Origin of the sequence: Streptomyces sp. SudanB5_2050 (assembly GCF_964272335.1) — a bacterium.
GTDB classification, from domain to species: Bacteria; Actinomycetota; Actinomycetes; order Streptomycetales; family Streptomycetaceae; genus Streptomyces; species Streptomyces rochei.
Window position 1 is genome coordinate 5,253,284 of the sequence record NZ_OZ186760.1, and the last position, 14,581, is coordinate 5,267,864.

Annotated in this window: 14 protein-coding genes; 6 read left to right on the plus strand and 8 right to left on the minus strand. The window is 73.3% G+C overall.

Going from position 1 to position 14,581, the window contains the following annotated elements; genetic code table 11:
* Nucleotides 1-58: 58 nt before the first annotated feature.
* Nucleotides 59-553, plus strand: coding sequence for a MarR family transcriptional regulator (locus tag ACFZP7_RS23570; protein WP_210902149.1), 495 nt, complete (start codon nucleotides 59-61; stop codon nucleotides 551-553).
* A 27-nt stretch (nucleotides 554-580) separates the two neighbouring features.
* Here ACFZP7_RS23570 and ACFZP7_RS23575 read toward each other — a convergent pair whose 3' ends face one another.
* Nucleotides 581-1,372, minus strand: a complete 792-nt coding sequence (locus ACFZP7_RS23575) for a protein phosphatase 2C domain-containing protein (RefSeq protein WP_136236162.1) — start codon at nucleotides 1,370-1,372, stop codon at nucleotides 581-583.
* Nucleotides 1,373-1,822: 450 nt separating this feature from the next.
* On the opposite strand from ACFZP7_RS23575, the gene ACFZP7_RS23580 reads away from it, so the two are divergent.
* The 5 genes from ACFZP7_RS23580 to ACFZP7_RS23600 are packed head-to-tail and all read left to right on the plus strand — an operon-like array spanning nucleotide 1,823 to nucleotide 7,761.
* Complete coding sequence (locus ACFZP7_RS23580) at nucleotides 1,823-4,894, plus strand: nitrate- and nitrite sensing domain-containing protein (RefSeq protein ID WP_385635552.1); 3,072 nt, start codon at nucleotides 1,823-1,825, stop codon at nucleotides 4,892-4,894.
* Complete coding sequence (locus ACFZP7_RS23585; protein WP_030970505.1) at nucleotides 4,891-5,403, plus strand: roadblock/LC7 domain-containing protein; 513 nt, start codon at nucleotides 4,891-4,893, stop codon at nucleotides 5,401-5,403. The genes ACFZP7_RS23580 and ACFZP7_RS23585 overlap by 4 nt, the downstream gene beginning before the upstream one ends.
* On the plus strand, nucleotides 5,400-5,843 hold the full coding sequence (locus tag ACFZP7_RS23590; protein ID WP_019326913.1) for a DUF742 domain-containing protein: 444 nt from the start codon (nucleotides 5,400-5,402) through the stop codon (nucleotides 5,841-5,843). Before ACFZP7_RS23585 ends, ACFZP7_RS23590 begins: the two co-directional genes overlap by 4 nt.
* Nucleotides 5,824-6,465, plus strand: coding sequence for an ATP/GTP-binding protein (locus ACFZP7_RS23595; RefSeq protein WP_019326912.1), 642 nt, complete (start codon nucleotides 5,824-5,826; stop codon nucleotides 6,463-6,465). Before ACFZP7_RS23590 ends, ACFZP7_RS23595 begins: the two co-directional genes overlap by 20 nt.
* A gap of 33 nt (nucleotides 6,466-6,498) precedes the next feature.
* Complete coding sequence (locus ACFZP7_RS23600) at nucleotides 6,499-7,761, plus strand: styrene monooxygenase/indole monooxygenase family protein (protein ID WP_210902143.1); 1,263 nt, start codon at nucleotides 6,499-6,501, stop codon at nucleotides 7,759-7,761.
* On the opposite strand, the gene ACFZP7_RS23605 is transcribed toward ACFZP7_RS23600, so the two are convergent.
* The 7 genes from ACFZP7_RS23605 to ACFZP7_RS23635 form a co-directional block, all read right to left on the minus strand.
* Complete coding sequence (locus ACFZP7_RS23605; protein WP_385635555.1) at nucleotides 7,725-8,882, minus strand: NlpC/P60 family protein; 1,158 nt, start codon at nucleotides 8,880-8,882, stop codon at nucleotides 7,725-7,727. The genes ACFZP7_RS23600 and ACFZP7_RS23605 overlap by 37 nt on opposite strands.
* 103 nt (nucleotides 8,883-8,985) lie before the next feature.
* Complete coding sequence (locus ACFZP7_RS23610) at nucleotides 8,986-9,309, minus strand: hypothetical protein (protein WP_385635557.1); 324 nt, start codon at nucleotides 9,307-9,309, stop codon at nucleotides 8,986-8,988.
* Nucleotides 9,310-9,361: 52 nt separating this feature from the next.
* On the minus strand, nucleotides 9,362-10,015 hold the full coding sequence (locus tag ACFZP7_RS23615) for a TetR/AcrR family transcriptional regulator (RefSeq protein WP_019326908.1): 654 nt from the start codon (nucleotides 10,013-10,015) through the stop codon (nucleotides 9,362-9,364).
* Between the two features lie 62 nt (nucleotides 10,016-10,077).
* On the minus strand, nucleotides 10,078-11,016 hold the full coding sequence (locus ACFZP7_RS23620; RefSeq protein WP_385635559.1) for a diiron oxygenase: 939 nt from the start codon (nucleotides 11,014-11,016) through the stop codon (nucleotides 10,078-10,080).
* Between the two features lie 183 nt (nucleotides 11,017-11,199).
* Nucleotides 11,200-11,706 carry a DUF3291 domain-containing protein gene (locus ACFZP7_RS23625; protein ID WP_175461245.1) on the minus strand — a complete coding sequence of 169 codons (507 nt, stop codon included), beginning with the start codon at nucleotides 11,704-11,706 and terminating at the stop codon, nucleotides 11,200-11,202.
* Between the two features lie 45 nt (nucleotides 11,707-11,751).
* A complete protein-coding gene (locus ACFZP7_RS23630; protein ID WP_031016267.1) occupies nucleotides 11,752-13,209 on the minus strand; it encodes a penicillin-binding transpeptidase domain-containing protein in 1,458 nt (485 codons plus the stop codon).
* Nucleotides 13,206-14,567 (minus strand): FtsW/RodA/SpoVE family cell cycle protein, encoded by a 1,362-nt coding sequence (locus ACFZP7_RS23635; protein WP_031016268.1) that lies wholly within the window; start codon nucleotides 14,565-14,567, stop codon nucleotides 13,206-13,208. Before ACFZP7_RS23635 ends, ACFZP7_RS23630 begins: the two co-directional genes overlap by 4 nt.
* Between the last annotated feature and the right edge of the window lie 14 nt (nucleotides 14,568-14,581).

Below are 14,581 nucleotides of genomic sequence, written 5' to 3' on the forward strand. Positions count from 1 at the left end.
GCGATGGCGCCCCGTGGCGGAAACTTTCAGGACCGGGAAAATCGAGGCAGGGGCTGACGTGCACGAGGACGGGAACGGCGACGGTCGCGGAGTCGAATCCGCGGTGTCCGGCAGTGGTGTGAACCAGCCCGAGTTCCTGGCGCTGGAGCGCGAGCTGACGGTGCTGCTGCGGCGGGCCCGGGCCAACCAGGGCGAGATGGCCCGCGAGGTCCACCCCGACCTGGAGTCCTCGGCGTACGGCCTCCTCGTGCGGCTCGGCGAGTGCGGCGGGCAGCGCGCCACCGAGCTGGCCGCCTACATCGGCGTCGGCAAGGCGACGATGTCCCGCCAGTTGCGCGCCCTGGAGGAACTGGGCCTGATCGCCCGCGAACCCGACCCCGCCGACGGCCGCGCCTGGCTGGTCACCCTGACCCCGGAGGGCCAGGCCCGCGTCGGCCGCGTCCGGGAGGCCCGCCGCGCCCGGTACGCCCGCCGGCTCGCCGACTGGGACCCCCGCGAGGTGACGGAACTGGCGCGGCTGCTGCACGAGCTGAACCGGGGGATGGAGAGGTAGCACCGGCAGCACCGGCCCCCCGGCCGTTCACAACTCCGCGTAGACCACCGTCGCGTCGTCATGGGTCTTGCCGCGTCCCAGGAACGCCCGGGCGCCCGCCGCGTCCGCGCGTTCCAGCTCCCGCACCCGGTCCACCAGCGCCTGCGCCCCCTGCTTGCGCACCAGCGCCAGGCAGTCCGCCCAGTCGCCCTCGCGGAACTTCTCCACCCACCGCCCGGCCCCGTCCGTCAGCGCCGCCAGCGTCCGCACCCCGTCGCGCGGCAGGGTCCCCGTCACCGCCCGCGCCGCCACCGACGGATCGGCCGCGGCCGTGAAGAAGCCGCCCTCCTTGTTGCGCAGACGCGAGTCCACCGACGCCTCGGTGGCGAGGGCGGAGCGGGGCAGCCGGGCCAGGCGGTCGTCCAGCAGGGCCGTGACCGTGCCGTCGGCGGCCTCCACCAGCAGGGCCGAGTCGGACAGGACCAGGTACTCGACCGTCGCGGGGGACCAGCGGGCGACGACCACGGTTGCCTGCGGAGTGCGGGGGTGAGAAAGGTCACAGGTTTCCGCGTGCGCCGAGGAGGTACGCGCGATGGCGCGGGACAGGGCTTCGGTGAGGGGAACATCCGGGAGTGAAACGGTCAGTTCGGTCAGTGCTCCACCGAGGCGCGCGGTGAACCAGGGTACGGAATGCAGACACCCCGTCGCGCCCCGCGGCGGCGTCACACCGTCCAGCACGACGAGTGAACCACCCTGTCCGGAGGCCGGTAGTCCGACGCTCGCGAAGTCCTCGTTGGGGTGGTCGGCGAGTCCGGGTTCCGAGACGAGTTCCGTGCGCATCCGGCCAGTCTGCACGACCCCTTCACGGCGTCCGCAAAAGGCCGACACCCTCCTCGAGTTCTCCCGGATTCGACCCGGCGGCGCAGGTCAGGCGCCGCTTTTGGGAGGGAATTCGGCACTCCGGCGGTGCGTGGCGGCACATAGTGCCACCGCCCGCCGCAGACGTCCAACCGGCTCGCCGCACAGGCGAGTCGCACGAGCCGGCGGAACTTGCCCACCAACTCCCGTCCGGGGTTCACTCCTTCGGGTGGCGGGTCGGATGATGCGCGCCCACCGCCCACCGGCACTGGGAGGGTCGGGAACCGGTGGGGGCCTGCCCTGCTCACGCGGTGTTCCCCGTCCGACGCCCGGTCGGCGGCCGGGGAGCAGTCCGGAGCGTGGCGGAGGGCCCACGCGCCGACCGGCCAGTTGACGGAGCGCCACCCGCGCCCACGGGTACACGAGTCAGGAATGCGAGCACCGGTGCAGAAGACGCGGCCTCGTCGCACAGACAAGCAGACGGCCCCCGCGGGGAGCGCGGAGCGTACCCCCGGCACCTCCACCCCGGCGCCGCCGGCGGTTCCCGTCGGCAAGGGCCGCCCCACCCACGTACGCAACCGGCTCATCGTCGCCGTGGCGGTCGTGGCCGCGGCCGTCGCCGGTGCGGGAGCCCCGTCGATCGTGGCCGCCTCGGGGCAACTGCACGACTCTCAGGAACTGGTGACGCTCGCCGAGCAGACCCAGGGCGCGCTGACCCTCGCGCACTCCCTCGCCGACGAGCGCGACGAGGTGACCCCGTACATCGCCGCCGGCCGCCCCAAGTCCAAGGCGCCCTCCGAGCAGCGCAGCGCCCGAGTCGACCGCCAGGTGGAGGAACTGCGCGCCGACCCCGACACGCCCGCCTCCCTGCGCGAGGACCTGGACGCCGTCGCCGCCCTGCGCCGGGCCGCCCTCACCGGCAAGAGCACCGCCCTCGAAGCGCACGAGGCGTACTCGGAGGCGATCGCCGAACTCCACGCTCTGGCCGAGGACCTGGCCGAGCAGATGCCGCCCCGCGCGGGCGCCGGCGCCTACGCCCTCGCCGAGCTGGACACCGCCGTCCAGCAGGCCGCCGCCACCCGCGGACTGCTGCTGGCGGCCCTGAACGTGCCGAGCAGCACCGAGACGGTCATCGACCCGATCACGGGCCTGCCCACCGAGACGTCCACCTCCTCGGACGCCGACGCCGAGCAGCGCGACGCGCTCGCCGCCGCCGCCCAGCAGGCCCGGGTGCGCTCCGACGCGGCCCTCGCCGACTTCCGCGAGGGCGCGCCCAAGGAGGCGCGGGACCGCTTCGACGCCACCGTCGCCGGCCCCGAGGTCAACTCCGCCGACAAGTACCTCGCCGGGCTCACCGACGAGCCGACGCTCTCCGACGCCGACCTGCGCACCAGCACCAAGCGGCTGGACGCCGCGCTCTCCGCCCGGGTCGACGCCATGCGCGGCGCCGAGTCCGCCCTCTACGAGAAGCGCGTCCAGGACCTGGAGAAGCTGCGCGACGACGACGTCACCGCGCTGGAGATCCGCGTCGCCGCCCTCGGCGCCCTGCTCCTGGTCGCCGTCGGCATCGCCACTGCCATGGCCCGCACCCTCACCCGCCCGCTGTCGGTCCTGCGGCGCGGCTCGGCCCGGCTGGCGGAGGCCCAGGACCCGGCGGCCGAGGAGGCCGTCGCCTTCACCGGCCGCAACGACGAGTTCGCCCAGGTCGTCCGCTCCGTCAACGCCCTGCACGCGCACGCCGTCACCCTCGCCGAGCGCGTCAACACGCTGGAGTCCGACCGCAAGCACCTCGTCGGCCAGCGGCAGAAGATGGCCGACGCCCGCGAGGAACTGCGCGCCGAACTCGACCGCTCCGCCGCCCAGCTGGAGGTGGTCCGCAAGAGCATCGGCTCCACCTTCGTGAACCTGGCGCTGCGCACCCTCGGCCTGGTCGAGCGGCAACTCGCGGTCATCGAGAGCCTGGAGGAGCGCGAGCAGGACCCGGACCGCCTGGCCACCCTGTTCAAGCTCGACCACTTCGCCACCGTGATGCGCCGGCACAGCGAGAACCTCCTCGTGCTGGCCGGCACCGAGCACGTGCAGCACAGCGCCTCGCCGGTGCCGCTGGTCGACGTGGTCCGGGCCGCGGTGAGCGAGATCGAGCGGTACGAGCGGGTCCGCATCGCCGCGCTGCCGCCGCACGCGCACGTGGCCGGCTTCGCCGCCGACGACCTCTCCCACCTGCTGGCCGAGCTGATGGAGAACGCCACCTCCTTCTCGCCGCCCGACCTGCCCGTCGAGGTCTCCGGCTGGCTGCTGGAGAACGGCGAGGTGATGCTCTCCGTCCAGGACGAGGGCATCGGCATGGCCACCGAACGCCTCCAGCGTCTGAACGCCCGCCTCACCGACTTCGACCCGGAGGCGCCCTACGACCAGGAGGGCGACGACGGCCTCGGACTCGGCCTCTACGTGGTGGCCCGGCTCGCCCACCGGCACGGGGCGCGGGTACGGCTGCGCGAGCAGAAGCAGGGCGGTGTGGCGGCCGTCGTGGTCCTGCCCGGACCGCTGCTCGCGGCGGCTCCACCGGCGGCGCTGGCCCCGAGCGTGCCGATGACCGACACGGGGTCCTTCTCCCTGCCGGGCGCCGACGCGGAGGCCAACTCCAACGTCCTGCACGGCCGCGCCGAGAAGGGCGCGCACCCGGACGCCGACCCGCTCGTCGCCTCGGCGGAACGGGCCGTACGGCGCGCGGAGGCCGACGCGGAGGGCGAGTCGGAGGACGCCGGTGCGGCGCGGGACGCCGAGGCGGAGGGCGCCGATCCGACTACGGACCCGGAACCGCGCCCGGCCGCAGCCGAACGGGACCCGGAAGCCACCTCGGACCCGGAAGCCACCTCGGACCCCGAAGCCACCCCGGCCGAGGAAGCGACCCCGGCCCCGGAAGCGACCCACGAGGCGGACACCGCGCCCGCCCGGGGTCACGACCTCCCCGACGACTCCACGATGGCCCTGCTGATCCCGGCCCAGACCGGACCGCAGACCCGGACGCCGAAGCCGGAGCCCACGCCGGAGCCGAAGCCCGAAACCGAGGCCGAGCCCGAGCCGAAGGCGGCGCCGACGCCCGAGCCGGAGCCGGAGCCCACGCGCGCCCCGGCACCGCGGCCCGCACCCGACCCGTACGCCATCGGCCCCGACACCCACGACCGCACGACGGACGAGGGCACGTCGCGCACCGGCCAGGACGCCGGCGGCGAGCCGGCCGAACCCGTCACCGACAAGGGCCTGCCCAAGCGGACCCCGAAACTCACCACCCCCGCCGCGGCACCGAGGCCGCGCACCTCGGGCTCCGTGGACGCCGAGGCACTCCGCCGTCGCCTGGGAGGTTTCCGCCGCGGTGCGGAGGCCGGCCGGCGTGACGTCGAGGCGGAGATCGCCGACCGGACGGAACAGCACGAGGCGCCGTCCGCCGCGGCGGGGACAACCGAAGAAGCCACGGGGGGCACTGTCGAGGAGGCAAGCAGTTGACCGCGCCCAGTACCTTCGGCCTGAGCAGCGAAGCCCGCAATCTCCACTGGCTGCTGACCAACCTCGTCGAGGAGGTCCCCGGCATCCAATCGGTCGCCGTGGTCTCCTCCGACGGGCTGCTGCTCCTCTCCTCCGACCAGGACAGGAACGACGCGGCCCGCGAGGCGCAGGCCGTGCGCCGCACCGGACCGCGCGGCTCCGCCGCCGACCTGGCCACGGTCGTCTCCGGCGTCGGCAGCCTGACCGTCGGTGCCGCCCGGCTGATGGACTTCGGCAACGTGAAGCACACGATGGTCGCCATGGAGGAGGGCAGCCTCTTCGTGATGTCGATCAGCGACGGCTCGCTGCTCGGCGTGCACGGCTCCGCGGACTGCGACATGAGCGTCGTCGCCTACCACATGGCGCTCTTCGTCGGCCGCGCCGGCCACGTGCTGACCCCCGAACTCCGCAGCGAACTGCGGAAGTCCCTGGAGTCCGAGTCGTCCGAACCGACGGGGAGCGCCCGATGAGCAGCAGTCCCGCGAAGAACGGCCGGGGGAACCTCCCCGTGCGCGGCGCGGACCGCAAGCCCGCCCGCGTACGCCCCTACTCGCTCACCGGCGGCCGCACCCGCTTCGGCCACGTCCTGCTCGTGGAGACGTTCGTCGGCGCCACCGCCGGCACCGCCGCGCTGGAGGCCGCCGAGGAGCGCAAGGAACTGACGAACGGCAGCCTCACCTCCCGCGTGATGCCGGAGATGCGGGCCATCGTCGAACTGTGCCGCCGCATGCGTACGGTGGCCGAGATCGCCGCGCTGCTGAAGATGCCGCTCGGCGTGGTCCGCGTCCTCATCAGCGACCTGGCGGACCAGGGAAAGATCCGTGTGTACGGCACCGGAACCGGCCACGGAACGGGCCGTCCGGACCGCGCTCTGCTCGAAAGGGTGCTCAGTGGACTCCGTCGTCTCTGACGCCGCCGCCTCCGGCGTCTCCCCGCTCGTCGACCTGGACGAGCCCATGCAGCCCTGGCAGGCGGACCGCACGCGGGCGCCCATCGCCACGAAGATCGTGGTGGCCGGCGGCTTCGGTGTCGGCAAGACCACGCTGGTCACCGCCGTCTCGGAGATCACGCCCCTGCAGACCGAGGCGCTGATGACCGAGGCGAGCGAGGAGACCGACGACCTCACCGCCACCCCGGGCAAGCTCACCACCACCGTGGCCATGGACTTCGGCCGCATCACGCTCGACGACGACCTGGTGCTCTACCTGTTCGGCACGCCGGGCCAGCAGCGCTTCTGGTTCATGTGGGACGACCTGGTGCGCGGCGCGATCGGCGCCGTCGTCATGGCCGACACCCGCCGCCTGAAGGACTGCTTCCCGGCGCTGGACTACTTCGAGAGCTGCGGACTGCCGTACGTCGTCGCGGTGAACCACTTCGACGGCAGCGAGCTGTTCGAGGCGGAGGACGTGCGGGAGGCGTTGACGATCCCGGCGCACATACCTGTAATGATCATGGATGCGCGCCGCCGGATCTCGGCCATCGAGACCCTCTTGTCCCTCGTGGGCCACGCGCTCGACGAAACCCCCGAGTAGTCCCCGAGCAGTCCCTTTAGGAGCGTCCCCCGCATGCGGAAGATACTCGTCGTCGGAGCCGGCCAGTCCGGTCTCCAGCTCGCCCTCGGCCTGCAGTCGCACGGCTACGAGGTCACCCTGATGTCCAACCGGACCGCGGACGAGATCCGCACCGGCCGGGTCATGTCGACGCAGTGCATGTTCCACACGGCACTCCAGCACGAGCGCGATCTCCAGCTGAACTTCTGGGAGTCCCAGGCCCCGAAGATCGAAGGACTCGGCGTCTCGGTGGCGGCCCCCGGCTCCTTCGACCCCGGCCCCTCGCAGCGGGCGATCGACTGGCTGGGCCGCCTCGACGGCTTCGCCCAGTCGGTCGACCAGCGGGTGAAGATGGCCGGCTGGATGGAGACCTTCGCCCAGCGCGGCGGCCAGCTGGTCATCCACGGCGCGGCCGTCGGCGACCTGGACTACTTCTCCCGCGCCTACGACCTCGTCCTGGTCTCGGCGGGCAAGGGCGAGCTGGTCCAGATGTTCGGCCGGGACGCCTCCCGCTCCCCGTACAGCGAGCCGCAGCGCGCCCTCGCCGTCGCCTACGTGCACGGGATGGGCCCGCGTCCGGAGCACCCGGAGACGGAGGCCGTGCGCTGCAACCTGGTGCCGGGCGTCGGCGAGATGTTCATCATGCCGACCTTCACCACCTCGGGCCGTGCCGACATCCTGTTCTGGGAGGGCATACCCGGCGGCCCGCTGGACGCCTTCAAGGACGTCAAGGACCCCTCGGAGCACCTCTCCCTGACCCTGGAACTCATGGAGAAGTTCCTCCCCTGGGAGTACGCGCGGGCCACCAAGGTCGAACTGACCGACGCCGGCGGCACCCTCGCCGGCCGCTACGCCCCCACCGTGCGCAACCCGATCGGCCGCCTCCCCGGCGGCGGCGCGGTCCTCGGCGTCGCCGACGTGGTCGTCGCCAACGACCCGATCACCGGCCAGGGTTCCAACTCCGCCTCCAAGTGCGCCGCCTCCTACCTCGCCTCGATCCTGGAGCACGGCGACAAGGAGTTCGACGAGACCTGGATGCAGCAGACCTTCGACCGCTACTGGGAGACGGCGCAGCACGTCACCAAGTGGACGAACGCCATGCTCGCCCCGCCGCCGGAGCACGTGCTGAACCTGATCGGCGCCGCCGGCCAGCTCCAGCCCGTCGCCGACCGCTTCGCCAACGGCTTCAACGACCCGGCCGACTTCGAGAACTTCTTCTACGACCCGGCGAAGACCGAGGGCTACCTGATGGAGGTCTCGGGCGCCGCGGGCGCGTAGGCGTCCGCGTACCCCTCGTCGGACCCGTCCGTCGCCCCCTCGGGGAGCCTCGGTGGCGTGTAGCGCCGCAGCGGCTCCCCGCCGGGGTCGGGCCGTACGGCGCCCAGCACCGGGTTGGCGGCGATCGGCGACACCTTGACCTCGGCGCCGGGGCGCGGCGCCTGGACGACCTTGCCGTCGCCGAGGTACATCGCCACATGGGTGGCCTCGGGGAAGTAGACGACCAGGTCACCGGGGCGCAGCTCGTTCAGCGGGACGCGCTCCAGCCGCGCCCACTGCTCCTGGCTGGTCCGGGGGATCGCGGTCCCGGCCCGCTGCCAGGCGACGGAGGTCAGTCCCGAGCAGTCGTAGGAGGCCGGGCCCTCGGCTCCCCACTCGTACGGCTTGCCGAGCTGCTCCATCGCGAAGCGCACCGCCCTCTCGCCCTCGGCGGACGGTTTGGCGTCGTCGCCCAGCGCGCCGGACGCCAGGAACCGCTTCTGCTCCCGCGCGATCCCGCTCTCCTCCAGCTCCGCCAGCGCGGCCAGCTGCTCGGGGGTGAGCGAGGCGAGCAGCTCCTCGACGGCGCGCAGCCTCTCGCGCACGTCGTCGCGCTGCTCGGCCTGGCTCTCGGCGAGGGCGACCTGCCGGTCCAGGGCCTGGCGCGAGCGCCGGGCCAGGTCCGCGGCCTTCTTCTCCGCACCGGTCAGGCGGCCCACCGTCTCGACCCGCTCCCGGGCCAGCCGCCCGATCACATGTCCCTGGTCGATCGCGTGCTGCGGGTCGCGGGCCAGCAGCAGCCGCAGGTACGGGGAGAGGTTGCCGCTGCTCTGGTACTGCTGCCGGGCCAGCCGTCCGGCCGCGCCCCGGCTGTCGTGCAGGGACGCCCGGGTCCGCGCCAGCTCCGCGTCCAGCCGCCGCACCTCGGCGCGCTGCCTCTTCAGGTGCTCCTCGGTGCCGTTGTAGGTCTCGGTGGCCTTCTCCGCCTCCCGGTAGAGCCGCTGAAGGTCCGTCAGCAGCCCGGCCACGGAACGGGCGTCACCGGGGCCGGGCGCGGGGTCGGCCGCGGCGGACACGGGCGCGCACACGATCCCGGCCGCCACCGCGGCCGTACACACCAGACGCAGAAGCCTTCCTGACACGTCATCACCTCCCGTGCGGGGCGGTGGGTCCGCTCCGCACGGTGAGCATCCGGCGGCCGCGCGGGCCGCGCGCGCCGAGTGTGCGCGGTTCGGCGCAACCGGGTCACCCGTCCGCGTCGTCCGGCTTGCCGCCCGGCGTGGCGTCGGGAGCGGCGGACGCCGGGCGGCCCGGCTTCGACCAGGGCCACTTCCGGCCGGCCGCCCGCCGGCCCTCGGGGTCGTACACGTACTTCCAGCGGGCGAACCGCAGTCCGCCCCGGGCGTCCCGGGGCTCCCTCCGGTACACCAGCACCGTGGGCGGGCCGCCGTCCGGGGCGGGCACGGGGATGCGGTAGGTCTTCGGCGGGTGCCCGGTCATGCCGACGAGCACGGGCAGCACCCGCCCGTCCATCGGGCCGCCCTCGAAGGGGGTGTCTTCGCTCTTCACGGCACCAGTGTCGGTGATCCGCCGGCCGCCCGCCGAGGCCGGCCGCGCGGTGTCACAGGTCCGCCGCCAGCGCCTCGACCAGGGCCGCGGTCTGCGGGTCCCGGCGGGCGGTGACCGTCAGGACGGCGAGGAACTGCTCCACCAGCCAGTCCCGCATCTCGTCGACGGGCGGCTGCTTGTCCTCGTCGAGCCACATCAGCGACGCCGCCTCCACCGCCGTGATCCACATCCGGACGGTCATGTGGAGCCGCGGGCCGGGCTCGGCGACGTCCAGGTGGCTCATGATGTGGTCGGCGGCGGCCCGGCGTACGCCGTCCACGATGGACGAGGTCCGGGAGGTCTCGGCGACGCTGCCGCCGCGCAGCAGGGCGCTGAAGCCGGTGTCGTGCTCGTCCACGAAGGCGAGGTAGCGGTCCAGGGCCCGGGAGAGCCGGGCCAGCAGCGGGCCCTCGCGGGGCTCGTCGAAGCAGAGCCGCAGCTCGTCGGCGGCCGACCGCAGCGCGGCCTCGTACAGCTGCTGCTTGCCGCCGGGGAAGTACCGGTACACCAGGGGCCGCGAGACCCCGGCCTGCTCGGCCACGTCGTCCAGGGAGACCTCCTCCGGCGGCCGGTGCGCGAACAGGGCGAGCGCCGCCTCCAGCAACTGGACGCGGCGCTCCTCGACGCTGAGGCGGCGGTAGGCGGGGGTGGGGGCCTGCGGACTCATGACCCGCAGCGTAACCCGCACGTCCCCGCGGCCGGCCCCGCCGGAGCGCCGGACCGGCCGGACTACGCCAGCAGTCCCGACGAGCGCCACATCCGACGCCCGACCCCGCGCAGCACCCCGATGTCGTCCAGGAAGTCGGTCAGCCGCTTCGCGCCGGTCTGCATGATGTCCCGGCGGTGTCCGCTGGCCTTGACCTGCGCCATGGCCTCGCGCTTGTCCAGGCCGACGTTCGTGTAGACCTCCGGGTTGACGAAGGCGACGGAGAAGACGCGGGCGAACTCGCCGGAGGTGAGCCGGGTGAACTCCCGCGACCACTTCGGCGCCGTCACCATCTGGCGGCGCAGCTCCTCACGGGCGTAGCGCACGTGCCGGGCCTCCTCCACGACGTGGATGCGGGTGACGCCCCGGACCAGCGGCTGGATCCGCTCGTCGGGGAAGGTCAGCCGCTGCATCCAGTCCAGGACCTCCTCGCCGAGCAGGGTCGCGGTGAAGGAGCCCGGCGTGGTGGAGATCGTCTTGAAGAGCCGCCCCAGGTGCTGGTGGACGGGGCTCACCGGGTACCACGGGGTGTCGCCCCGGGATATCAGCCGGGCGAACATCTTCGAGTGCCGGCACTCGTCCTCGATCTCGGTCAGCGCGTAGCGCACGTGGGCGCTCGTCGCCGCCTTGTCGTAGATGTGCCGGACCAGCAGCTGCATGAGGATCAGCTCGAACCAGATGCCGAGCGAGGCGAGCGCGGCGGCCTCGTGCTGGGAGAGCAGGATGCGCTGCTCCTCGCTCATCCGCTTCCACAGCGGGGTGTCGTACAGCGACACCAGCTCCGGCGGCCAGAACCACTTGCCGTCCTCGAAGGGGGCGTCCCAGTCCAGTTCCTCGTCCGGGTCGAAGGAGTGCCTGGCGGAGGACTCGAGCAGTCGCTCGGCCACCTGTTCCCGGTCCTTGAGCAGGCCGAGCGCGTCACGCAGGCCCTCGAGCGCGTCGGCTTCCGTCAGGGTCCTCATGGTTGTCCACCTCGTCGTGTTACCCGCGGTCACTCTGACTCACTCCGACTTATGAGACTGCGCGTCAGCAAGCCCGTCAATCCCTCGGGCGGGACTTTGGGCGGGACTTGTCGAGGGGGACCCCGGGGCGGCGCGGTCGCCGACCGTCCGCCGCGGTGTCCGGACCGTTCCCCCGGGCCGGCGCTAGACCGAGCAGCCCAGCCCGGCCGGCACCTCGCGTGCGACCGGCTCCGACGTTCCCGCCGGGAAGGACGTCCGCAGGGTGAAGGCGTACGGCGTCGGCCCGTGCGTCCGCAGGTGGAGCAGCCGGGCCTCCGCCTCCGCGACCGTCGGCCGGTGTCCCGCCGGGACCCACCACAGGGTCACCATCGCCTCGGAGACCCGCTCGAACCACTCCCGGCGCCGCGCCAGCATCTCCCGGTGCCGCCCCTGGTACATGAACGCCGTCAGGGCGTCGGCGTCCCGCCACACCGACATGTTGATGATCAGCCAGGAGTCGTCGAAGACCGCGATGTCGGTGGCGTCCCCCTCCTCGCTCTGCAGCCGCCACACGAACCCGTCCGCCGCGTCCGCGTCGGCGTTCACCGGGTCGAGCGAGTCGACGAAGTCCTTCAACAGCGGCGTGTCCAGCGGGGCCTTGAGGCGGGCGATGTTGACCTGAGCGAGTTCGTACGCGACGGCATCAGTCATGGACCGAACGTTAGGTCGGGTGTTCGGCGCGGCGGTACCCCCATCTCACTCCCCGAGCACCGCCTCCATCACCCCCCGCGCGATCGGCGCCGCCAGCCCGCCCCCGCTGATGTCGTCCCGGTCCGCCGCCGAACCCTCCACCACCACCGCGACCGCCACCTTCGGCTCCAGGTCCCGCTCGCCCTGGGCCCAGGAGACGAACCAGGCGTACGGCGTACCCGAGTTGCCGACGCCGTGCTGGGCGGTGCCGGTCTTGCCGCCGACGACGGCGCCGGGGATCGCCGCGTTCGCGCCGGTACCGTTCTCCACCACGCCCCTCATCAGTTCCTTCAGCCGCGCCGCCGTGGACGGCCGCATCGCCTCCCGGGACGGCCGGGACCCGGCCGTCGCCACCAGGCTGCCGCCCGCCCGCTGGGTCCGCTCCACCAGGTACGGGGGACGCACCTGGCCGCCGCCCGCCACCGCCGCCGCCACCGTCGCCATCTGCAGCGGTGTCGCCCGCGTGTTGTACTGCCCGATCGAGGAGAGCCCGAGCTGCGCCCGGTCCACCGAGGCGTCGAAGGTGGACCGCGAGACGGAGAAGGGAATGCGCAGGGTGTCGTCGTTGAAGCCGAACGCCTCCGCCGTGGCCGCCATGTCGCGCACCCCGACGTCCACCCCGAGTTTGGCGAACACCGTGTTGCAGGACCGCTCGAACGCCTCCCGCAGCGACGCGTTCCGGCAGCCGTCGGCCTCGTTGGTCAGCCGGGTCCGGGTGCCGGGCAGGGTGTAGGGGTCGGGGGAGCGGGTCGGCGCGTCCAGGTCCCGCACCACGCCCGCGTCCAGGGCGGCCGCCGCGGTCACCACCTTGAACGTGGAACCCGGCGGGTAGGTCCGGCGCACCGCCCGGTTGAGCATCGGCTTGTCCGGGTCGCCGTTGAGCCGGGCCCAGGTACGGGTGGCGTCCGCGCTGTTGCCGGACAGCAGCTGGGGGTCGTAGGAGGGGGTGGAGACCAGGGCCAGGACGCGGCCCGTGGACGGTTCGACCGCCGCCACCGCGCCCTTGCGTCCGCCGAGCCCCTCGTATGCCGCCCGCTGTGCCGCCTCGTGGATCGTGGTCACGACGTCGCCGCCCGGGTTGTGGGCCCCCGTGACGTCGTTCCAGAGGGGGAGCGGCGCCAGCATCGGGTCGGCGCCGGAGAGCAGGCCGTCCTCGGTGTGCTCCAGCAGCGTGGTCCCGTACGCCTGGGAGGCGAAGCCGGTGATCGGCGCGTACAGCGGCCCGTCCGCGTAGGTCCGCTCGAACCGCAGGTGCTCGCCGGTGTCCCGCGAGCCGGTGACCCGCTCGCCGCCGACCAGGATGTCACCGCGCGGCTGCTGGTAGCGGGCGATGTCGGGGCGGCGGTTGGCCGGGTTGTCGTCGTACTCCGGGGCCTGGACGATCTGCACCCGGGCCGCGTTCACCACCAGCGCGACCAGCAGCAGGGCGCAGAAGGCGGCGGCGTGCCGGATGTGCCGGGTCACGGGGCCGCCTGCCGCCGTGCCGCGTGGCTCACCCGGATCAGCAGCGCCACGATCGCCCAGTTGGTGACGACCGAGGAGCCGCCCTGCGCGAGGAAGGGCATCGCCATGCCGGTCAGCGGGATCAGCCCGGTCACCCCGCCCGCGATGACGAAGACCTGGAGCGCCACGATCGAGGAGAGGCCGACCGCGAGCAGCCGGCCGAAGGGGTCGCGGGCGGCGAGCCCGGCCCGGTAGCCGCGCTCCACCAGCAGCGCGTACAGCAGGAAGATCGCGGTCAGTCCGAGGAAGCCGAGTTCCTCACCGGCGGTCGCCAGGATGAAGTCCGACTTGACGGCGAATCCGATCAGCACGGAGTGCCCGAGGCCGAGGCCGGTGCCGGTCACTCCGCCCGCCGCGAAGGCGAAGAGGGACTGGGCGAGCTGGTTGGGTCCCCGCCCGGCCTCGATCGACGCGAACGGGTGCAGCCAGTCCTCGACCCTGCTGTGCACATGCGGCTCCAGCCAGCCGACGGCGACCGCGCCCAGCGAGGCCAGCAGCAGGCCGACCGCGATCCAGCCGGTGCGTCCGGTGGCGACGTAGAGCAGGACCACGAACAGGCCGAAGAAGAGGAGCGAGGTGCCGAGGTCGCGTTCCAGGACCAGGACGCCGACGCTGACCAGCCACACCGCCACGATCGGTCCGAGGACGCGGCCGGTGGGCAGTTGCAGCCGCCACACCCGGCGGCCCGCGTACGCCAGCGCGCTGCGGTTGGCGGCCAGGTACGCGGCGAAGAACACCGCGAGCAGCACCTTGGCGAACTCGCCGGGCTGGATGGAGAAGCCCTCGATCCGGATCCAGATGCGGGCGCCGTTCACCGCCGGGAAGAAGATCGGCACGGTGAGCAGGACGAGCGCGGCGGCCACGCAGACGTAGGCGTAGCGCTGCAGGACGCGGTGGTCGCGCAGCAGCAGGACGACCACGATGAACAGCGCGACTCCCAGCGTCGACCACACCAGCTGGGTGGGGGCCGCCCGGTCGCCCGGCGTCTCCAGGTCGAGGCGGTAGATCAGCACCAGTCCGAGCCCGTTGAGCAGGACGCCGATGGGCAGCAGCAGCGGGTCGGCGTACGGGGCGCGCAGCCGTACCGCCAGATGGGCGAGGAGGGCGAGCACGCCGAGCCCGGCGCCGTAACCGGCGGCGCCGGGCGGGAGGGTGCCGTGCTGGGCGAGACCGACGTTGCAGTAGCCGAACACCGACAGCAGTACGGCCATCAGGATCAGCGCGAGTTCGATGCCCCGACGCCGGGGGAGCCGGGCGACGGGAGCGGGCGTGTCCGCCTGGGCCACGGTGATTCCGGTTCCGGTTCCGGCCTTGGTCATGTCCGGAACTTACC

Excerpts from the sequence above, each read along its gene's own strand:
- ACFZP7_RS23615 (WP_019326908.1), bottom strand. The coding sequence starts at position 10,015 with ATGAGTCCGCAGGCCCCCACCCCCGCCTACCGCCGCCTCAGCGTCGAG.
- ACFZP7_RS23600 (WP_210902143.1), top strand. The coding sequence starts at position 6,499 with ATGCGGAAGATACTCGTCGTCGGAGCCGGCCAGTCCGGTCTCCAGCTC.
- ACFZP7_RS23620 (WP_385635559.1), bottom strand. The coding sequence starts at position 11,016 with ATGAGGACCCTGACGGAAGCCGACGCGCTCGAGGGCCTGCGTGACGCG.
- ACFZP7_RS23625 (WP_175461245.1), bottom strand. The coding sequence starts at position 11,706 with ATGACTGATGCCGTCGCGTACGAACTCGCTCAGGTCAACATCGCCCGC.
- ACFZP7_RS23635 (WP_031016268.1), bottom strand. The coding sequence starts at position 14,567 with ATGACCAAGGCCGGAACCGGAACCGGAATCACCGTGGCCCAGGCGGAC.
- ACFZP7_RS23575 (WP_136236162.1), bottom strand. The coding sequence starts at position 1,372 with ATGCGCACGGAACTCGTCTCGGAACCCGGACTCGCCGACCACCCCAAC.
- ACFZP7_RS23580 (WP_385635552.1), top strand. The coding sequence starts at position 1,823 with ATGCGAGCACCGGTGCAGAAGACGCGGCCTCGTCGCACAGACAAGCAG.
- ACFZP7_RS23590 (WP_019326913.1), top strand. The coding sequence starts at position 5,400 with ATGAGCAGCAGTCCCGCGAAGAACGGCCGGGGGAACCTCCCCGTGCGC.